18 protein-coding genes are annotated in these 18,929 nt (G+C 65.4%); 14 read left to right on the forward strand and 4 right to left on the reverse strand.

The annotated features are described in order from the left end of the window. Position 1 precedes the first annotated feature (1 nt). Both ACSQ86_RS06610 and ACSQ86_RS06615 read left to right on the forward strand, forming a co-directional pair. Positions 2-1,273 (forward strand): RsmB/NOP family class I SAM-dependent RNA methyltransferase, encoded by a 1,272-nt coding sequence (locus ACSQ86_RS06610; RefSeq protein WP_093108934.1) that lies wholly within the window; start codon positions 2-4, stop codon positions 1,271-1,273. A gap of 131 nt (positions 1,274-1,404) precedes the next feature. Continuing rightward, the gene (locus ACSQ86_RS06615) at positions 1,405-2,619 is read left to right on the forward strand and encodes a DesA family fatty acid desaturase (protein ID WP_093108933.1); all 1,215 of its coding nucleotides are present in this window, start codon (positions 1,405-1,407) and stop codon (positions 2,617-2,619) included. 107 nt (positions 2,620-2,726) lie between these two features. Here ACSQ86_RS06615 and rpmG read toward each other — a convergent pair whose 3' ends face one another. The 3 genes from rpmG to trxB all read right to left on the reverse strand — a co-directional run bounded on the left by rpmG (position 2,727) and on the right by trxB (position 4,288). Next, positions 2,727-2,900 (reverse strand): 50S ribosomal protein L33, encoded by a 174-nt coding sequence (gene rpmG, locus ACSQ86_RS06620; protein WP_007830291.1) that lies wholly within the window; start codon positions 2,898-2,900, stop codon positions 2,727-2,729. 11 nt (positions 2,901-2,911) lie between these two features. After that, positions 2,912-3,145, reverse strand: a complete 234-nt coding sequence (gene rpmB, locus ACSQ86_RS06625; RefSeq protein ID WP_007830293.1) for a 50S ribosomal protein L28 — start codon at positions 3,143-3,145, stop codon at positions 2,912-2,914. 180 nt (positions 3,146-3,325) lie between these two features. After that, positions 3,326-4,288 carry a thioredoxin-disulfide reductase gene (trxB, locus tag ACSQ86_RS06630; RefSeq protein WP_436303070.1) on the reverse strand — a complete coding sequence of 321 codons (963 nt, stop codon included), beginning with the start codon at positions 4,286-4,288 and terminating at the stop codon, positions 3,326-3,328. 164 nt (positions 4,289-4,452) lie between these two features. Between trxB and ACSQ86_RS06635 the strand changes: the two genes are divergently transcribed. From ACSQ86_RS06635 to ACSQ86_RS06670, 8 genes are all read left to right on the forward strand, one after another. Then, a complete protein-coding gene (locus ACSQ86_RS06635) occupies positions 4,453-5,127 on the forward strand; it encodes a Crp/Fnr family transcriptional regulator (protein ID WP_093108931.1) in 675 nt (224 codons plus the stop codon). 130 nt (positions 5,128-5,257) lie between these two features. Next, positions 5,258-7,645: a DNA translocase FtsK gene (locus ACSQ86_RS06640; RefSeq protein WP_436303071.1), complete on the forward strand. Its 2,388-nt coding sequence runs from the start codon at positions 5,258-5,260 to the stop codon at positions 7,643-7,645. Positions 7,646-7,665: 20 nt separating this feature from the next. Further along, entirely contained in the window at positions 7,666-8,298 is a 633-nt protein-coding gene (gene lolA, locus ACSQ86_RS06645; protein ID WP_436303072.1) for an outer membrane lipoprotein chaperone LolA, read from the forward strand. Between the two features lie 19 nt (positions 8,299-8,317). Beyond that, the gene (locus ACSQ86_RS06650; protein ID WP_436308634.1) at positions 8,318-9,610 is read left to right on the forward strand and encodes a replication-associated recombination protein A; all 1,293 of its coding nucleotides are present in this window, start codon (positions 8,318-8,320) and stop codon (positions 9,608-9,610) included. Between the two features lie 246 nt (positions 9,611-9,856). Continuing rightward, entirely contained in the window at positions 9,857-10,786 is a 930-nt protein-coding gene (locus tag ACSQ86_RS06655) for a branched-chain amino acid ABC transporter permease (protein ID WP_093108928.1), read from the forward strand. Between the two features lie 13 nt (positions 10,787-10,799). Next, complete coding sequence (locus tag ACSQ86_RS06660; RefSeq protein ID WP_436293842.1) at positions 10,800-11,987, forward strand: branched-chain amino acid ABC transporter permease; 1,188 nt, start codon at positions 10,800-10,802, stop codon at positions 11,985-11,987. A gap of 17 nt (positions 11,988-12,004) precedes the next feature. Next, positions 12,005-12,775 carry an ABC transporter ATP-binding protein gene (locus tag ACSQ86_RS06665; protein ID WP_093108926.1) on the forward strand — a complete coding sequence of 257 codons (771 nt, stop codon included), beginning with the start codon at positions 12,005-12,007 and terminating at the stop codon, positions 12,773-12,775. A gap of 1 nt (position 12,776) precedes the next feature. Continuing rightward, a complete protein-coding gene (locus ACSQ86_RS06670; protein ID WP_093108925.1) occupies positions 12,777-13,493 on the forward strand; it encodes an ABC transporter ATP-binding protein in 717 nt (238 codons plus the stop codon). A gap of 2 nt (positions 13,494-13,495) precedes the next feature. On the opposite strand, the gene ACSQ86_RS06675 is transcribed toward ACSQ86_RS06670, so the two are convergent. After that, positions 13,496-14,470, reverse strand: coding sequence for a Bug family tripartite tricarboxylate transporter substrate binding protein (locus tag ACSQ86_RS06675; RefSeq protein ID WP_436310259.1), 975 nt, complete (start codon positions 14,468-14,470; stop codon positions 13,496-13,498). A 188-nt stretch (positions 14,471-14,658) separates the two neighbouring features. Here ACSQ86_RS06675 and ACSQ86_RS06680 point away from each other — a divergent pair, with 188 nt between their 5' ends. Genes ACSQ86_RS06680 through ACSQ86_RS06695 form a run of 4 tightly spaced genes read left to right on the forward strand, consistent with a single transcriptional unit; the run spans position 14,659 to position 18,906 of the window. After that, entirely contained in the window at positions 14,659-15,333 is a 675-nt protein-coding gene (locus ACSQ86_RS06680) for a GntR family transcriptional regulator (RefSeq protein WP_093109078.1), read from the forward strand. 55 nt (positions 15,334-15,388) lie between these two features. Next, positions 15,389-17,014 (forward strand): ABC transporter substrate-binding protein, encoded by a 1,626-nt coding sequence (locus ACSQ86_RS06685; protein WP_436303073.1) that lies wholly within the window; start codon positions 15,389-15,391, stop codon positions 17,012-17,014. A 7-nt stretch (positions 17,015-17,021) separates the two neighbouring features. Continuing rightward, on the forward strand, positions 17,022-18,014 hold the full coding sequence (locus ACSQ86_RS06690; RefSeq protein WP_436293840.1) for an ABC transporter permease: 993 nt from the start codon (positions 17,022-17,024) through the stop codon (positions 18,012-18,014). Continuing rightward, on the forward strand, positions 18,004-18,906 hold the full coding sequence (locus ACSQ86_RS06695; RefSeq protein WP_436308635.1) for an ABC transporter permease: 903 nt from the start codon (positions 18,004-18,006) through the stop codon (positions 18,904-18,906). The genes ACSQ86_RS06690 and ACSQ86_RS06695 overlap by 11 nt, the downstream gene beginning before the upstream one ends. The last annotated feature ends 23 nt before the right edge of the window (positions 18,907-18,929 follow it).

Below are 18,929 nucleotides of genomic sequence, written 5' to 3' on the forward strand. Positions count from 1 at the left end.
CATGCACCCCAAAGCCCTTCTCGAGGCCTGCGCCGATCTGGTCGGCCTCGTCCTGAAATTCGATCACCCTGCCGACCAGGTCGTTTCCCGCTTCTTCCGTGAGCACCGCGAGTTCGGACCGCGCGAGCGCGCCACGCTGGCCGAGACGGTCTACACCGTGTTGCGCAAGAAGCTCCTCTTCGATCATCTGTCGCCCTCCGGCAGCGGGCCGAAGGAACGGCGCATGGCCATCCTCGGATTTCACGGTCCGCGCGATTTCCTGAAGAGCGCGCTCAGCGATGTCGAAAAGCGCTGGCTCGACAACTGCGACGCCGTCAAACCCGACGACCTGCTGGAGCGCCATCGCCACAACCTGCCCGAATGGCTGGTGGCGCCACTCAAGGCACAGCTGGGCGACGGATTCTGGCCGTTGGTGGAAAGCCTGCAGCAGCCCGCGCCGCTCGACCTGCGGGTCAATGCGCTCACCGACAAGCGGCCCGATGTGCAGAAAGAGCTTGCGCTGGCCGCCATCAAGGCGGTCGCGACGCCGTTCTCGCCCTGGGGCCTGCGCATCGACGGCAAGCCCGCGCTCGCGAAGCTCGATGCTTTCGCGCGCGGCGCGGTCGAGGTGCAGGACGAGGGCTCGCAGTTGCTGGCGCTGCTGCTCGATGCCAAGCGCGGCGAAATGGTGGTGGACTTCTGCGCCGGCGCAGGCGGCAAGACGCTTGCCATCGGGGCCACGATGCGCAACACCGGCCGGCTCTACGCCTTCGACACCTCGGCGCACCGGCTCGATGCGCTCAAGCCGCGCCTGGCGCGCAGCAAGCTCTCGAACGTGCATCCCGCCGCCATCGCCCACGAGCGCGACGAGCGCATCAAGCGCCTGGCCGGCAAGATCGACCGGGTGCTGGTCGATGCGCCATGCTCGGGCCTGGGCACGCTGCGGCGCAATCCGGACCTCAAGTGGCGGCAGTCGCCGAAGTCGGTCGAGGAATTGACAGCGAAGCAGACGGCGATTCTTCAGAGCGCCGCGCGGCTCGTGAAATCGGGCGGCCGCCTTGTCTACGCCACCTGCAGCGTGCTGCCGGAGGAAAACGAGGCCATCGCCGAGGCCTTTGGCGCCGCCAACCCGGATTTCGAGCCGCAGGACGCCGTGGAAGTACTGAGTGGCCTGAAGGTCGCGGGCGCCGAAGGCCTCGGTGCCGGCGGCGAAGGCGGCAAGCGCTATCTGCGCCTCTGGCCGCACCGTCATGCCACCGATGGTTTCTTTGCCGCGGTCTGGAGCCGGAAGTAGGCAAGAAGACCCAAAGAAGAGGGATAACTTGCGCTCGATCGAGGATTTAGCCCCCTTTTCGGGGCCGAAGCCTTAAAATCACAGGTTACCTGAAGGCTGCACCTTCGTGCGGCCATGGAGTACCGAACTCAATGTTGCTTCCTGACTCTGCCGTTCTGAGCGCGGCCATCGAATGGCTCGGACACGGCTTGTGGGATCTCGCGTGGTGGCAAGTCGTGCTGTACACGCTGTTCACCACGCACATCACGATCGCCGCGGTCACGATCTTCCTGCACCGCACGCAGACGCACCGGGCCATGGATCTGGGCCCGATTCCTTCGCATTTCTTCCGTTTCTGGCTTTGGCTGGGCACCGGCATGGTGACCAAGGAGTGGGTGGCGATCCACCGCAAGCACCACGCCAAGTGCGAAACCGAAGAAGACCCGCACAGTCCGCAGGTCCGGGGCATCGACGAAGTGCTGTGGCGCGGCGCCGAGCTCTATCGCGCCGAGTCGAAGAACAAGGAAACGATGGAGCGCTACGGCCATGGCACGCCGGACGACTGGCTCGAGCGCAACCTCTATTCGCGCTACAGCTGGCAGGGCGTGGGCCTGATGCTGGTGCTCAACCTGGCGCTCTTCGGCACGCTCGGGATGGCTGTGTGGGCGGTCCAGATGCTCTGGATCCCGATCACGGCGGCCGGCGTGATCAACGGCATCGGCCACTACTGGGGCTACCGCAACTTCGAGGCGCCCGACGCCAGCCGCAACATCATGCCCTGGGGCCTGATCATTGGTGGCGAGGAATTGCACAACAACCATCACACGTACCCGACCTCGGCGAAGTTCTCCGTCAAGAAGTACGAGTTCGACATCGGCTGGGTCTACATCCGCTTGATGCAGAAGCTCGGCTGGGCCAAGGTCAAGAAGGTGCCGCCGAAGATGCAGCTGGGCGACATCCAGCCGGTGGCCGACCAGAAGACCCTCGAGGCCGTCATCGCCAATCGTTACGAAGTGATGGCCGGCTATGCGCGCGAAATGCGCCGTGCCACCAAGGCAGAGCTGGCGTCGCTGAAGGCCAAGGGTGCCGATCTGTCGGTGCTGAAGGCCGCCAAGCGTTGGTTGCACCGCGACGACGACAAGGTGCCCGCTGCAGCCCGTTCGAACCTGGTGCAGGCACGTGCTGCGCACCCGGTGCTCGACAAGATGGTGACGATGCGCGAAGAACTTCGTCAGCTGTGGCTCAACACCTCGCAGTCGCGCGAACAACTGGCCGCCGATCTGGCTGCCTGGTGCCACCGTGCCGAAGCCAGCGGCATCGCAGGGTTGCGTGAGTTCTCCACCCGCCTGCGCGCGGCGCGCGCCTGACGGGCAACCTTTTGCCTCGATCCAAAGCCGGCCTGCGGGCCGGCTTTTTCTTGGGCAACAAAAAACCCGCTGGATCGCAGCGGGTTTTTTGTTTGAAGCCAGCCGAATTACTTCAGCTTGATTTCCTTGTACTCGACGTGCTTGCGCGCCTTCGGGTCGAACTTCATGATCGACATCTTTTCGGGCATCGTCTTCTTGTTCTTGCTGGTCGTGTAGAAATGGCCGGTACCCGCGGTGGATTCCAGCTTGATCTTTTCGCGTCCGCCTTTGCTCGTTGCCATGGTTCAGCTCCTTAAGCTTGGCCGCGTGCACGCAGGTCTGCGAGCACGGCGTCGATGCCGTTCTTGTCGATCAGGCGCAAAGCGGCGCTCGAAACACGCAGGCGCACCCAGCGATTTTCGGTCTCGACCCAGAAACGGCGGTATTGCAGGTTCGGCAGGAACCGGCGCTTGGTTTTGTTGTTGGCGTGGGAAACGTTGTTTCCGACCATCGGGCCTTTGCCCGTTACATCGCATACGCGTGCCATGTGGACACTCTTTCTTGAACAGCTGGCACCGGGCGCAAGGTGATTGCGGGGTGGGTTGCAGCTTGACCTCGCCAGAAACGGGTGGCGGTACCCCGGCTTGCCGTGAGTTCCGGGCCCTCGAGAACAAGGGCCGAATTCGGCAAAGCCTGAGATTATAGCCTCATCCGCTCTATGAGGGGTTCAAAGCGTGCCGTCCTGCTCCAGGAAACGCTGGGCATCGAGCGCCGCCATGCAGCCGGTGCCCGCACTGGTGATGGCCTGGCGGTAGACGTGGTCCTGCACGTCGCCGGCCGCGAAAACGCCCGGAACGCTGGTCATGGTCGCAAAGCCCTGAAGGCCCGAGCGGGTGAGGATGTAGCCGTCCTTCATCTCGACCTGGCCCTGAAAGATGTCGGTGTTCGGGTGGTGGCCGATGGCGATGAAGCAGCCCTTGAGATCGATCTGCTCGGTCGCGCCGGTCTGGGTGTTCTTGAGGCGGATGCCGGTCACGCCCGTGTCGTCGCCCAGCACCTCGTCCAGCGTGTTGTGCACCCTGAGCTCGATCTTCCCTTCGGCGGCCTTTTCGTGGAGCTTGTCGATCAGGATCGGCTCGGCGCGGAACTTGTCGCGGCGATGCACCAGCGTCACCTTCTTGGCGATGTTCGAGAGATAGAGCGCCTCTTCGACCGCGGTATTGCCGCCGCCGACCACGCAGACTTCCTGGTCGCGGTAGAAGAAGCCGTCGCAGGTCGCGCAGCCCGAGACGCCGCGGCCCATGAAGTGCTGTTCGGAGTCGAGCCCGAGGTACTTGGCCGAAGCGCCGGTGGCGATCACGAGCGCATCGCAGGTGTAGGTGCCGCTGTCGCCGCTCAGGGTGAAGGGGCGCTTGCTCAGGTCGACCTTGTTGATGTGATCGAACACGATCTCCGTCTTGAAGCGTTCGGCGTGCTCCAGGAAGCGCTGCATGAGGTCGGGGCCCTGTACGCCATGCACATCGGCCGGCCAGTTGTCGACGTCGGTGGTCGTCATGAGCTGGCCGCCCTGGGCGATGCCGGTGATCAACATGGGTTGGAGGTTGGCGCGGGCCGCATAGACGGCGGCGGTATAACCGGCCGGGCCGGAGCCCAGGATAAGAACCTTCGCGTGGCGTGGGGAGGACGACATGAGTAGAAAACCTAGGATTGACGCTGCATCAGCGTGTACATTTTCAGGGTGATAGATATGGAGTATCACCGTTCGGTTCAAGACCGGGCGTGGGGTGTTTTCAATGCGTGCGATTGTATTAATGCATGGGCTTGTCGATCGCGCGGTAATCCGGGGATTGATGAATGTCGATGCTGTCCAATCTTGAATTGCTCCGCCGCGTGCCACTGTTCGCTGCGTTGACGCCAACACAGTCTGCGAGCATCGCCGATGCGATCATCAAGAAGCGCTTCAAGCGCGCCGAGGCGGTGGTCGAACAAGGGAAGAAGTCGGACGCGCTCTACATCATCCTGACCGGCCGGGCCCGGGTCATGAGCACGGACAGCCGCGGCCGCGAAGTCATCCTCGCGACGCTGCATCCCGGCGACTACATCGGCGAGATGAGCATGATCGACGACGAGCCGCACTCCGCCACCGTGCGCACCGAGGTCCAGACCGACGTGCTGATGCTCGGGCGCGAAGCCTTTGCGCGTTGCCTGCCCGAGAACTCATCGATGTCCTACAACATCATGCGGGGCCTCGTTGCGCGGCTGCGCCACGCGGATCGCAAGATCGAATCGTTGGCGCTGATGGACGTCTATGGCCGCGTGGCCCGCTCGCTGCTCGAGTTCGCGGTCGACGACGGGGCCGGCAATCTCAAGGTGCGCGACAAGATCTCGCGCCAGGATCTGGCCAAGATGGTCGGCGCTTCGCGCGAGATGGTGAGCCGGGTCATGAAGGACCTCGAGGAGCGCGGCTTCGTCCAGACGCAGCCCGACGGCTCGATGATCGTCAAGGAACGGCTCTCATCGCTCGCCTGACCATCCGGCCGGCAGCGCCAGAGCGCGCCGGCCCCTGCATCGCCGGCCCTGACAACGCGGCCGCGATCGTTTTCGTTGTAGTTTCTGCAAGTCGTCTGCCCGTTCCCGCGGGCCGGCGGCCGTGTCTGCCATGACCTATTCGCTCAATACCCTTCAATCGTCCTCATCGGCCGAGTCGCAGCCGGTGCGCTTGCGTGCCATGCGCTTCGCGCACGAGATCACGCTGATCGCCGGCTTCGTCGTGCTGCTGTACTGGCTGCTCGCGATGCTGAGCTTCACGCCCTCGGATGCCGCCTGGTCCACCTCAGGCACCGGCGGCGAGATCAAGAACTGGGGCGGCCGCATCGGCGCCTGGCTGGCCGACGCCAGTTACTTTCTGGCCGGCTATTCGGTCTGGTGGTGCCTGGCGGCCGGCTTGCGCGTGTGGCTGTCCTCGCTGGCCGGTTGGCTCCGCGGCGGCGATTCGGCGCCGGCCGATCAGGCGCCGCGGGGGCGCTTCAACCGCAGCCGCCTGGCCTTCTGGTTCGGCCTGTTGCTGCTGCTGTGCGCCAGTGCAGTGCTCGAATGGTCGCGCCTTTACAGGCTGGAATTCCGTCTGCCCGGGCACGGCGGCGGTGTGCTCGGCTACCTGGTCGGCCCGCTCAGCGTGCAGTGGATGGGCTTCACCGGCTCGGCGCTGATCGCCATCGCCGCCGGCGTCATCGGCTCGGCGCTCGTGTTCCGCTTCTCGTGGAGCCATATTGCCGAGCGCATCGGCTCTCGTCTCTACTCCTTGTTCGAGTCGCGCCGGGAGAAGCGCGAGATCGCCGAAGACATCGCGATGGGCAAGAAGGCGGTGCGCGAGCGCGAAGAGCTGGCGTCCAGCGAGCAGGGCGGCGAGCTCGAATCGGCTGACGAAGAGTTGCGCATCGTTCCCCGCCCCAAGCGCCGCGCGCCTTCGCCGCCGGTGCAGATCGAACCCGCGATGACCGAGGTGCCGCGCAGCGATCGCGTGGCCAAGGAGCGCCAGAAGCCGCTGTTCCGCGAGTTGCCCGACAGCAAGCTGCCGCAGGTCGATCTGCTCGACGCGGCGCAGGGGCGCCAGGAAACCGTTTCGGCCGACACGCTCGAAATGACCTCGCGCCTGATCGAGAAAAAGCTCAAGGACTTCGGCGTCGAGGTGCGCGTGGTGCTGGCCTCGCCGGGCCCGGTGATCACGCGCTACGAAATCGAGCCGGCCACCGGCGTCAAGGGCTCGCAGATCGTCAACCTCGCGAAGGACCTGGCGCGCTCGCTGTCGCTGGTGTCGATCCGTGTGGTCGAGACCATTCCGGGCAAGAACTTCATGGCGCTCGAACTGCCCAACGCCAAGCGGCAGTCGATCAAGCTCAGCGAGATCCTCGGCTCGCAGGTCTACAACGAAGGCAAGTCGATGCTCACCATGGGCCTCGGCAAGGACATCGTCGGCAACCCGGTGGTGGCCGATCTCGCGAAGATGCCGCACGTGCTGGTGGCCGGCACCACCGGCTCCGGCAAGTCGGTCGGCATCAACGCGATGATCCTGAGCCTGCTCTACAAGGCCGAGGCGCGCGATGTGCGCCTGCTCATGATCGACCCGAAGATGCTCGAAATGTCGGTCTACGAAGGCATCCCGCACCTGCTGGCGCCCGTGGTCACCGACATGCGGCAAGCGGCTCACGGCCTCAACTGGTGCGTGGCCGAGATGGAGCGCCGCTACAAGCTCATGAGCAAGCTGGGCGTGCGCAACCTGGCGGGCTACAACACCAAGATCGACGAGGCCAAAGCGCGCGAGGAGTTCATCTACAACCCCTTCAGCCTCACGCCCGACAGCCCCGAACCGCTCGCGCGCGAGCCGCACATCGTGGTCGTGATCGACGAACTGGCCGACCTGATGATGGTGGTCGGCAAGAAGATCGAAGAGCTGATCGCCCGCCTGGCGCAGAAGGCGCGCGCCGCCGGCATCCACCTGATCCTTGCCACGCAGCGGCCCAGCGTCGACGTGATCACCGGGCTCATCAAGGCCAACATCCCGACGCGCATCGCGTTCCAGGTGTCGAGCAAGATCGACTCGCGCACCATCCTCGACCAGATGGGCGCCGAGGCGCTGCTCGGCATGGGCGACATGCTCTACATGCCGAGCGGCACCGGCCTGCCGGTGCGTGTGCACGGCGCCTTCGTAAGCGACGAGGAAGTGCATCGTGTCGTCGCTTACCTCAAGTCACAAGGGGAGCCGGACTACATCGAAGGGGTGCTCGAGGGCGGAACCGTCGACGGCGAAGGCGATCTACTGGGTGAAGGTGGCGGCAGTGGCGACGGCGAGAAGGACCCGATGTACGACCAGGCGGTCGAAGTCGTGCTCAAGAACCGCAAGGCCAGCATTTCGCTGGTGCAGCGCCACCTGAAGATCGGCTACAACCGCGCCGCGCGGCTGGTCGAGGACATGGAAAACGCCGGGCTGGTGAGCGCCATGAGCGGCAGCGGCCAGCGCGAAATTCTGGTGCCCGCACGCACCGAATGATGATGGGATCAGGGATGTCGATGAAGAAGTTGCTCGTTGGATTCGGGTTGGCCGTCGCCGCAGCCGGCGTCTGGGCCGGCGGTATGGAAAGCCTCGAAGCCTTCGTGAAGAACGTCAAGTCGGGCCGCGCCGAATTCACGCAGACCGTGACCGCGCCAGCCAAGGACGGCCAGGCCGTGCGCGCCAAGGTGTCGAGCGGCACCTTCGAATTCCAGCGTCCCGGGAAGTTCAAGTTCGACTACAAGAAGCCCTTCGCGCAAAGCATCGTGGCCGATGGCGAGACGCTCTGGCTCTACGACGCCGATCTGAACCAGGTCACGCAGCGCAAGCAGTCGCAGGCGCTCGGCTCGACGCCGGCCGCGCTGATTGCCGCCGCGCCCGATCTGCGCGCGCTGCAAGCCGATTTCGCGCTCGAGGCGGCCCCCGAGCGCGACGGACTGCAATGGGTCAAGGCCAGCCCCAAGAACAAGGAGGGGCAATTGCAGAACGTCCAGGTGGGCTTTCAGGGCGATGCGCTGGCAGCGCTCGAGATCCTCGACAGCTTCGGCCAGCGCTCTGTGTTGAAGTTCAACAAGGTCGAGGTGAATCCTGCGTTGCCCGCAGCCACCTTCCAGTTCAAGGCCCCGGCCGGCGCCGACGTGATCAGGCAATAGCGCCGGGCGGCGGGCTTCCATGGCCACCTCCACCCACCAGCCCCTGGCCGAACGCCTGCGACCCAAGACCCTGGGCGAGGTCATCGGCCAGCAGCATCTGCTCGGCCCCGGCATGCCGCTGCGCATCGCCTTCGAGTCGGGCCAGCCGCACTCCTGCATCCTCTGGGGGCCGCCGGGCACCGGCAAGACGACCATTGCGCGGCTCATGGCCGATGCCTTCGATGCGCAGTTTCTCAGCATCAGCGCCGTGCTCGGCGGCGTGAAGGACATCCGCGATGCGGTCGAACGCGCGACGCTGGTGCGTGACGGGCTCGAGCAGCGCCGCACCATCGTCTTCGTCGACGAAGTCCACCGCTTCAACAAGAGCCAGCAGGATGCCTTCCTGCCGCATGTGGAGTCGGGCCTGTTCACCTTCATCGGCGCGACCACCGAGAACCCGTCCTTCGAGGTGAACTCTGCGCTCTTGTCGCGGGCCGCCGTGTACGTGCTGCAGCCCCTGGGCGAAGACGATCTGCGTCAGATCGTGACCCGGGCGCAGGATATCCAGGCCGTACCCGCCATCGAAGCGAAGGCCATCGACCGGCTCGTCGCCTATGCCGACGGCGATGCGAGGCGCCTGCTCAACACCCTCGAAACGCTCTCGGTCGCGGCCGGCGCCGAGAAGCTCGACGACATTACCGACGAATGGCTGTTGCGCGTGCTGGGCGAGCGCATGCGCCGCTACGACAAGGGCGGCGAGCAGTTCTACGACACCATCTCCGCGCTGCACAAGTCGGTGCGCGGCAGCGACCCCGATGCCTCGCTCTACTGGTTCGTGCGCATGCTCGACGGCGGCGCCGATCCGCGCTACATGGCGCGCCGGCTGGTACGCATGGCCAGCGAAGACATCGGCCTGGCCGACCCGCGCGCATTGCGGCTGGCGCTCGATGCGGCCGAGGTCTATGAGCGGCTCGGCTCGCCCGAGGGCGAGCTGGCGCTGGCCGAATGCGTGGTTTACCTCGCGATCGCGCCGAAGTCGAATGCGGTCTACACGGCCTACAACGAGGTCCGGGCCCTCATCAAGACCGATGGCACGCGCCCGGTGCCGATGCATCTGCGCAATGCGCCGACGCGGCTCATGAAAGAACTCGACTACGGCAAGGGCTATCGCTACGCGCACGACGAGGAGGGAGGCTTCGCGGCCGGCGAGCGCTATCTGCCCGATGGCCTCGATCCGCCGCCTTTCTACCGACCCGTCGAGCGCGGGCTCGAGATCCGCATCGCGGAGAAACTGCGCGAACTGCGAAGGCGAAACGACGAGGCCGCCGGTTGATACGCGGCGCCTTCGCGCCTGTACTCCCTTGCGCCGCCGAAGCTCATTCGGTCCGCGCCAGCGGGAAAACCCCCGTCGGGTACGCACCGAAATGGCGATCCGGCATGACTACAATCCCGGCCACAAACCCGCCGTCGACACATGCTGGCGGGTTTTTTGCTAAGGGAAACCAGGGTGCCCAAACGGCGTGCCTGGTCAGTCGGGCGCCCCCCAAGGGCGTCACCATTAGAAAAAGGGAACCTCCTTATGGACATCTTGCTGCAACAGATCATCAACGGTCTGGTACTCGGCAGCATGTACGCCTTGATAGCCTTGGGCTACACCATGGTGTACGGCATCATCAACCTCATCAATTTCGCGCACGGTGAAGTGCTGATGGTCGGCGCGCTGACCAGTTGGACCATCATCGGACTCATGCAGGAATCGATGCCCGGCACGCCGGGATGGATCATCCTCATCATTGCGTTGATCATTGCCTGCGTGGTCGCCGCCACGCTCAACTTCGTCATCGAGAAAGTGGCTTACCGGCCGCTGCGCAACAGCCCGAAGCTCGCACCGCTGATCACCGCCATCGGGATGTCGATCCTGCTGCAGACGCTGGCGATGATCATCTGGAAGCCGACCAACAAGGCTTATCCCAACCTGCTGTCCACCACGCCTATCCATGTAGGCGGCGCCGTGATCTCGCCCACGCAGGTCATGATCCTGAGCGTCACCGCCTTCTGCCTGGTGGTGCTGATGTGGCTGGTCAACTACACCAAGCTCGGCCGCGCGATGCGTGCCACGGCCGAGAACCCGCGGGTTGCGGCGCTGATGGGCATCCGGCCCGACATGGTGATCTCGGCCACCTTCATCATCGGCGCGGTGCTCGCCGCGGTGGCCGGCGTGATGTACGCCTCCAACTACGGCATCGCGCAGCATGCGATGGGCTTCATTCCCGGCCTCAAGGCCTTCACGGCGGCGGTGTTCGGCGGCATCGGCAACCTCGCGGGCGCGGTGGTCGGCGGCATCCTGCTGGGGCTCATCGAAGCCATCGGCTCGGGCTACATCGGTGCGCTCACCGGCGACGTGCTCGGCAGCCACTACAGCGACATCTTTGCGTTCATCGTGCTGATCATCATGCTCACCTTGCGGCCCTCGGGCCTCCTCGGCGAGCGGGTGGCGGACCGGGCCTGAAGGAGGGACAGCCATGAAAAACGGCAAGAACATCGTCTACTTCCTGATCGCGGCCGTCGCCCTGCTGGTGCTGCCGCTGCTGCTGCAAAGCCAGGGCAACGCGTGGGTGCGCATCGCCGACATCGCATTGCTCTACGTGCTGCTGGCCCTCGGCCTCAACATCGTGGTCGGCTACGCCGGCCTGCTCGACCTGGGCTACGTCGCGTTCTTCGCGATCGGTGCCTACATGTTCGCGCTCCTGGGATCGCCGCACCTGACCGACACCTTCCCGGCGATCAAGGCCATGTTCCCCAACGGGCTGCACAGTTCGCTGCTGCTCGTGATACCCCTGGCGCTCGGGCTGGCCGCCTTCTTCGGCGTGCTGCTCGGCGCGCCCACGCTGAAGCTGCGCGGCGACTACCTGGCGATCGTGACGCTCGGCTTCGGCGAAATCATCCGCGTGTTCCTCAACAACCTGGATCATCCGATCAACATCACGAACGGTCCGAAGGGCATCACCGCGATCGACCCGGTCCACTTCTGGGGCCTCAACCTGGGCCGGCCGCTCAAGATCGGCGACTACTCGATCGCGTCGGTCACGCTGTATTACTACCTGTTCCTGGCGCTCGTGATCTTCACGATCATCATTTCGCATCGGCTGCAGATCTCGCGCATCGGCCGGGCCTGGATGGCCATCCGCGAGGACGAGATTGCTGCCAAGGCCATGGGCATCAACACCCGCAACATGAAGCTGCTGGCCTTCGGCATGGGCGCGAGCTTCGGCGGCGTATCGGGCTCGATGTTCGCGGCCTTCCAGGGCTTCGTGTCCCCCGAGTCCTTCGCCTTGAACGAGTCGGTGATGATCGTCGCGATGGTGGTGCTGGGCGGCATCGGCCACCTGCCGGGCGTGATCCTCGGCGCGGTGCTCTTGGCCGCGCTGCCCGAAGTGCTGCGCTACGTGGCCGGGCCGCTGCAGGCCATGACCGACGGGCGTCTCGACGCCTCGATCCTGCGCCAGCTGTTCATCGCGCTGGCGATGATCATCATCATGCTGGTGCGCCCGCGCGGTCTGTGGCCCTCGCCGGAGCACGGGAAGTCGCTGACGCGCAAGGGCGCGACGCCCGCACCCGCATCCGGCATGCCGGCTGCCGCACCGGGCATCGACACCCCGGCCGATGAGGTCCCCGGTGCCGCCTCGCGTCCCATGTCGATCAATCCGTGAGCGAGGGGAGCACAACAATGACTGACACCGTCCTCAATGTTCAGGGCATCTCCAAGCGTTTCGGCGGCCTGCAGGCCCTGTCCGATGTCGGCATCAAGATCATGCGCGGCCAGGTCTATGGACTGATCGGCCCCAACGGCGCCGGCAAGACCACCTTCTTCAACGTCATCACGGGCCTGTACTCGCCCGACAGCGGGACTTTCGAACTGGCCGGCAAGCCTTATCGGCCGACGGCGGTGCACGAGGTTGCCAAGGCCGGCATCGCGCGTACCTTCCAGAACATCCGGCTCTTCGCGGAAATGACCGCGCTCGAGAACGTGATGGTGGGCCGTCACATCCGCACCCATTCGGGCGTGATGGGTGCCATCTTCCGAACAGGCGGCTTCAAGGCCGAGGAAGCGGCGATCGCCGAGCGCGCTCACCAGCTGCTCGACTACGTGGGCATCGGCAAGTTCGCCGACTACAAGGCGCGCACGTTGAGCTACGGCGACCAGCGCCGGCTCGAAATCGCCCGTGCGCTGGCGACCGACCCGCAGCTGATCGCGCTCGACGAGCCCGCTGCCGGCATGAACGCCACCGAGAAAGTGCTGCTGCGCGAACTGATCGACCGCATCCGCAAGGACGACCGCACCATCCTCCTGATCGAGCACGACGTCAAGCTCGTGATGGGCTTGTGCGACCGCGTGACGGTGCTCGACTACGGCAAGCAGATCGCCGAGGGCACGCCTGCGGACGTGCAGCGAAACGAAAAAGTGATCGAGGCCTACCTCGGCACGGGAGGACACTGAAATGGCACAGACACTTCTGAAAGTGAGCGGCCTCAAGGTCGCGTACGGCGGCATCCAGGCCGTGAAGGGCATCGACTTCGAGGTGCGCGAAGGCGAGCTGGTCTCGCTGATCGGCTCCAACGGCGCCGGCAAGACCACCACCATGAAAGCCATCACCGGCACGCTGCCGTATGGCGGCGGCGACATCGAATTCCTCGGCAAGAGCATCAAGGGCCGCGGCGCCTGGGACCTGGTGGGCGAGGGGTTGGTCATGGTGCCCGAGGGGCGCGGCGTGTTCACGCGCATGACCATCACCGAGAACCTGCAGATCGGCGCCTACATCCGCAAGGACAAGGCCGAGATCGCGAAGGACATGGACCGCGTCTTCGCGACCTTCCCGCGGCTGAAGGAGCGCGCGATGCAGCTGGCCGGCACCATGTCCGGCGGCGAGCAGCAGATGCTCGCGATGGGCCGCGCGCTGATGGCGCGTCCCAAGGTGCTCCTGCTCGACGAGCCGTCGATGGGCCTGTCGCCGATCATGGTCGACAAGATCTTCGAGGTGGTGAAGCAGGTCTACGACCAGGGTGTCACCGTGCTCCTGGTCGAGCAGAACGCGAGCCGCGCGCTCGGGCTGGCCGATCGCGGCTATGTCATGGAGTCGGGTCTCATCACGATGAGCGGCGATGCCAAGGTGATGCTGAGCGACCCCAAGGTGCGCGCTGCTTATCTCGGCGAATAGCGCTAGTCGACCTTGGCGCCGGTGGCTTTCACCACCTTCTCGTATTTCACGAGTTCGCTCTTCATGAAGGCGCCGAACTGCTCCGGCGTGTTGGCGACCGGCTCGGCCAGCAGTGACGCGAAGCGGGTCTTCGTCTCCGGCGTGTTGAGCGCAGCGACGAAGGCCTGATTGAGCCTGGTGACCACGTCGGCCGGCGTGCCGGCCGGCGCCACCAGGCCCCACCAGGTGTCGATGGCGAAGCCCTTGAGCGTGGCGGCCACCGTCGGCACCTCGGGCAGCGCGCTGCTGCGCTCGGCCGTCGTCACCGCGATCGCCTTGAGCTTGCCTGATCGGATATTCGGCGCCGCGGTCGCGAGGTTGTCGAAGTTGAAATCGACCTGTCCCGACAACAGCGCGAGCTGCGCCGGGTTGCCGCCGTTGTAGGGGATGTGCACGGCGAAGATGCCGGCCTCCTTCTTGAACATCTCACCCGCCAGGTGGCCCGCGCTGCCGTTGCCGCCGCTGCCGTAGTTGAGCTTGGCCGGGTTGGCCTTGGCATAGGCGATCAGGTCGGCCAGCGTATTGATCTTCAGGCGCTGCGCGGTCTCGGCATTCATCACCAGCACGTTGGGCACGCGAACCATCTGCGTGATCGGCGCGAAGTCGGCGGCCGCGTTGAAGGGCATCTTGCTGTAGAGCCACGGATTGACCGCGTGGGTCGCGGTCGCGGCGATGCCGATCGTGAGCCCATCGGGCGCAGCCTTGGCCACCGCGTCGGCGCCGATGTTGCCGCCGGCGCCGGGCTTGTTGTCGATGATGACGGTGCCCAGAGAGTCCTTGACTCTTTCGGCCAGCACGCGGGCCGTGACGTCGATCGGGCCGCCGGCGGCGTAGGGGACGACGAGGCGGATCGTCTTGCCGCTCTGGGCGTTGGCGATGGGTGCTCCGGCGGCCAGCGTCGTGGCGGCCAGCAGGCACAGGATGTGGCGCTTGTTCATGGGGCTGGATTGTTTCATGGGGCGCTTCATCGTTCGCCCCAAAGTGGGCGCGAGGGCCGGTCCGAAAGCCCATCGACGTTGGCCCGCAAATTGCGTAGGACCGGATCAATGAATCACTGTATCCACTTATCCAGTTTGCCATGCGCGCATCCGGGGTGCGTGCACGCCGGGCCATGAGCGGCCTCCTCATGGAACCCTCCGCCATCTACACCGGCTTGCAGGCGGTGACGGCCGAGGAAGAGGCGTACCGGCACATTCACGCCGCCATTCGCATGGGCCGCTATCGCGCCGGCGACCGCCTGGCGCCCGAAGCCATCGCGGCGGAGATCGGCACCAGCCGCATGCCGGTGCGCGAGGCTTTCCGGCGGCTGGCGACGGAAGGGCTGGTGACGATCCGGCCCAACCGCGGCGTGACGGTCAACAAGCTGGACATCGCCGACATGAAGGAGATCTTCGAGATGCGGGCCGTGCTGGAAGGGCTGGCGATGCGCATCGCCTTGCCGAACATCACTGCGACGACCATCCGCGAACTGGAAAACATGCTGGACCGCATCGACGACCAAAGCGGCGTCCAGCCCGATTGGACGAGCGCACATCGGGCATTCCACGAAACGCTGTGCGCCAGGAGCGGACTGCCACGCCTGATACGGCAGATCGCCGGTCTCCATTCGCTGGTCGAGCCGCACATGCGGCTGTGGGCATTGCAGGTGGATCGCCCGCTGAGTGCGCGAGCCGACCATCAGGACCTGATCGATGCGCTGCACAGCGGTGACCCGCAGGTCTGCGAAACGACGATGCGCGAACACGTGCTGGCCACCGTGCCGGACCTCATGAAGTTCGTGCCGCAGGCACGCGACACATAACGACCGGAGACCTGAGTCCGTCCCTTTTCAATCTACTTTCCTCCGGAGCATGAACATGTCTGAAATCGATCACAAGGCCGCGCTCGCCGCCACCCTCGCCGCCGGCTTCAGCCGCCGCAACCTTCTGAAGTCCGCCGGTGCCGGCGTGGGGTTGCTTGCCGCTTCTGCCGCGGGCATGGGAGCGGCCCAGGCCGCACCGAAGAAGGGCGGCACGATCACGCTGGCCTGGCTGGATGCCATCGACACGCTCGACCCGCACTTCACGATGTCGGGCGGATCGATCAAGGTGATCAACAACGTCTACAACGGCATCCTCAAGGTGGCCTACGACGGCAAGAACGTCAGCTTCGCGCCCGACCTGGCGCAGAAGTGGGACATGGTCGACGAGAAGACCCACGTCTTCAAGCTGCGTGCCGGCGTCAAGTTCCACAATGGCGACGTCTGCGATGCGGCGGCCGTCAAGTGGAGCCTGGAGCGCGTGGCCGATCCGGAGGTGAAGTCGCCCCACGCATGGAAGTTTGCCCAGCTCGCCGGCATCGACGTGATCGACCCCCTGACGCTGCGCCTGCGCTTCACGAAGCCCTTCGCGTTCTTGCCGGTGGCGCTGACCGGCAGCACCGGACGCGCCGGCACCATCGTCAGCAAGCGGGCGGTGGAGCAGCACGGCAAGGCCTTCGGCCGCAATCCCGTGGGCACCGGGCCATTCAAGTTCGCCAGCTGGAAGGAGAACGACACGATCGAACTGGTGCGCAATCCGGAGTACTTCGAAGCGGGCCTGCCGCATCTCGACAAGGTGGTGCTTCGCCTGATCAAGGAGCCCAGCGCAGGCGTTGCCGCGATGATGTCGGGCCAGGTGGATGGGCTGTCGGTGTGTCCATTCCAGTTCATTCCGCAACTGCGCAAGAACCCCAACCTCTCGGTCTACGGACAGGTGGAAGGCAACTACGCCTTCATCGGCATGAACAACAAGCGCGCGCCCTTCGACGACATCGCGCTGCGCCAGGCGGTGGCCTTTGCGATCGACCGCAAGGTGATCGTGCAGCAGAGCTACTTCGGCGAAGCCATCCCGGCCGCCACCTGCATTTCGCCGCCGATGACGGGCTTCTACGACCCGAACATCGGCAAGGGCGGGCGTGGCCAGTACTTTGATCTGGCAAAGGCCAAGGCCTTCCGCGCCAAGGCCAGGAACCAAGGGGAGGTCAACCCGGTGTTCATCGTCACCGAAGGCTTCACCGGCTCGGGCGGCATGGGAACCCGCAACGCGCAGCTGGTGACGCCGATGCTGGCGCAGATCGGCATCAAGCCCAAGATCGAACTGGTCGACCGGGCCGTCTGGGCGCAGCGGCGCAACGCCGGCGACTTCGACATGTATGACGAAGCCTGGATCGCCGACCTGGATCCGGACGAAACCATCACGCCCGAATGGTCGACCGGCAAGCCCTGGAACTTCGTCGGCTACAGCAATCCCGCCTTCGACAAGGCGGCCGCCGCGGCCTCCGAGATCACGGACACGGCAGCCCGCCGCAAGCTCTACATCGAAGCCGAGGACGTGCTGATGGCCGATGCGCCGCTGGCGGTGCTGGCGCACATGAAGGTGTTCAAGATCATGAGCAAGAAGGTGCAGGGCTTCGAGTACATCCCAGCCGACCTGCTCAATCTGCACACGGTCTCGCTGGCCTGAGGCGGCAATGGCCGCCGCAATGCAGGCGCGGCCCTCCGGCGCGGCCGCTGTCGGCCGCGCGCTGGGCAGCACCGCGCAGACAGCACTGGTGCTGTGGGTCGTCTCCATCGTGAGCTTCCTGTTCCTGAAGTTCTCGCCCGGAGATCCGGTCACCGTGATGCTGGGCTCGGACTTCTCGCGCGAGTCCTACGACAAGCTCTACCGCGACCTGGGGCTGGATCAGCCGCTCGTCGTGCAGTACCTGCAGTGGCTCGGCCGCTTCGTTCAGGGCGACTGGGGCGTTTCCTACGTGAGCCGGCAGGACATCTTCGAACAGGCGGTGCTGCAGGCGCTGCCCGTGACGCTGACGCTGGCAGGCTTCTCTCTGCTGATCGCGCTGGCCGTGGGCATTCCGCTCGGCGTCCTGGCCGCGGTGCGCCGCAACAGTTGGATCGATCTCGCGGCGAGCGCCGTGGCCATCGGAGGCAACGCGTTCCCGAGCTTCTACCTCGGCGTCGTGCTGATCTGGATCTTCGGCGTGTCGCTCGGCTGGTTCCCGACCATGGGCTTTGTCGCGCCATGGGAGGACTTCGGCCAGGGCCTCTGGCACCTGGCGCTGCCATCGCTGACCTTGGGCGCGTGGTATGTTGGGCTGATCGCGGCCGTCACGCGTTCGAGTCTGCTCGAAGTGCTGGAACAGCCCTACATGGCCGCGGCGCGTGCGCGCGGCGAACCGGAGTGGCGGGTGATCTGGGTGCACGGCATGCGCAACGTGCTGATGCCGCTGGTCACCGTGATCGGCCTGCAGCTCGGCGGCATGCTGCGCGGCGCCGTGATGACCGAGGTGGTGTTCACGCTGCCCGGACTGGGAATGATGATCACCAATGCCGTGCAGACGCGCGAATACATCGTGGTGCAGGCCGGGATCATGATCACCGCGCTGCTCTTCATCCTGGTCAATCTCATCGTCGACCGGACCTATTCGATTCTCGACCCGAGGCTGCGCAGACATGGCCGCTGATCCCGCATCCGTCGGCCTGGCCGCCCCATCTTCTGCCGAGCTGCCCGCCGGCGGGCTTCTGCGCACATGGCGGCTCGTGCGCGCGCAGCGCAAGGCGATGGCCGGCGGGGCGATCGTCCTGGCCTTCGTGCTCGTGGCGGTATTGGCGCCCCTGCTGGCGCCCTATGCCCCGACGGAGCAGAACGTCATGGATGCCATGCAAGGTCCTTCCGCGGCGCATTGGATGGGGACCGACTCGTTCGGCCAGGACATCCTGTCGCGCGTGTTCTACGGAGCGCGCTCGGCGCTGTGGATCGGATTCGCCTCGGTCGTGCTCGGGCTGCTGGTCGGCGTGCCGCTGGGTGTGCTCGCGGGCCTGCGCGGTGGGCGCTCCGAGTGGGCCATCATGCGGCTGGTGGATGGCCTGCTCGCCTTCCCGGAACTCATCATGGCCATGGCCTTCATGGCGGTTCTCGGCTTGGGGATGGTCAATGTGATCTACGCGCTCGCGCTGTCCTTCGTCGGACCGTTCGCGCGCATGGTGCGTGCCGACGTGCTGCAGGTGAAATCGCGCCCCTATGTGGAAGCCGCGCGATTGATGGGCGTGCCGGAAAGAGAGGTCGTGCTGCGCCATGTCCTGCCCAACATCGTGTCGCCGATCCTGATCCAGGCGGGCATGCGCGTGTCCATCGCGATCCTGCTGGGATCCGGTCTGTCCTTTCTCGGGCTGGGCGTGGTGCCGCCGACGCCCGACTGGGGCCTGATGATCGCCGAGGGGCGCGGCTTCATCAGCATGGCGCCGTGGATGTCGGGCATGCCCGGCATCGCGCTGGCCATCCTGCTGGTGGGACTGAATCTGCTGGCAGAGGGCGTGCGCGACGCGCTCGATCCCGGCACGCGCGGTCAGCACTGATGCGCACGCTGCAAGAACAAGGC

This window comes from Variovorax sp. LjRoot130 (assembly GCF_964253755.1).
Taxonomy (GTDB): Bacteria; Pseudomonadota; Gammaproteobacteria; order Burkholderiales; family Burkholderiaceae_C; genus Variovorax.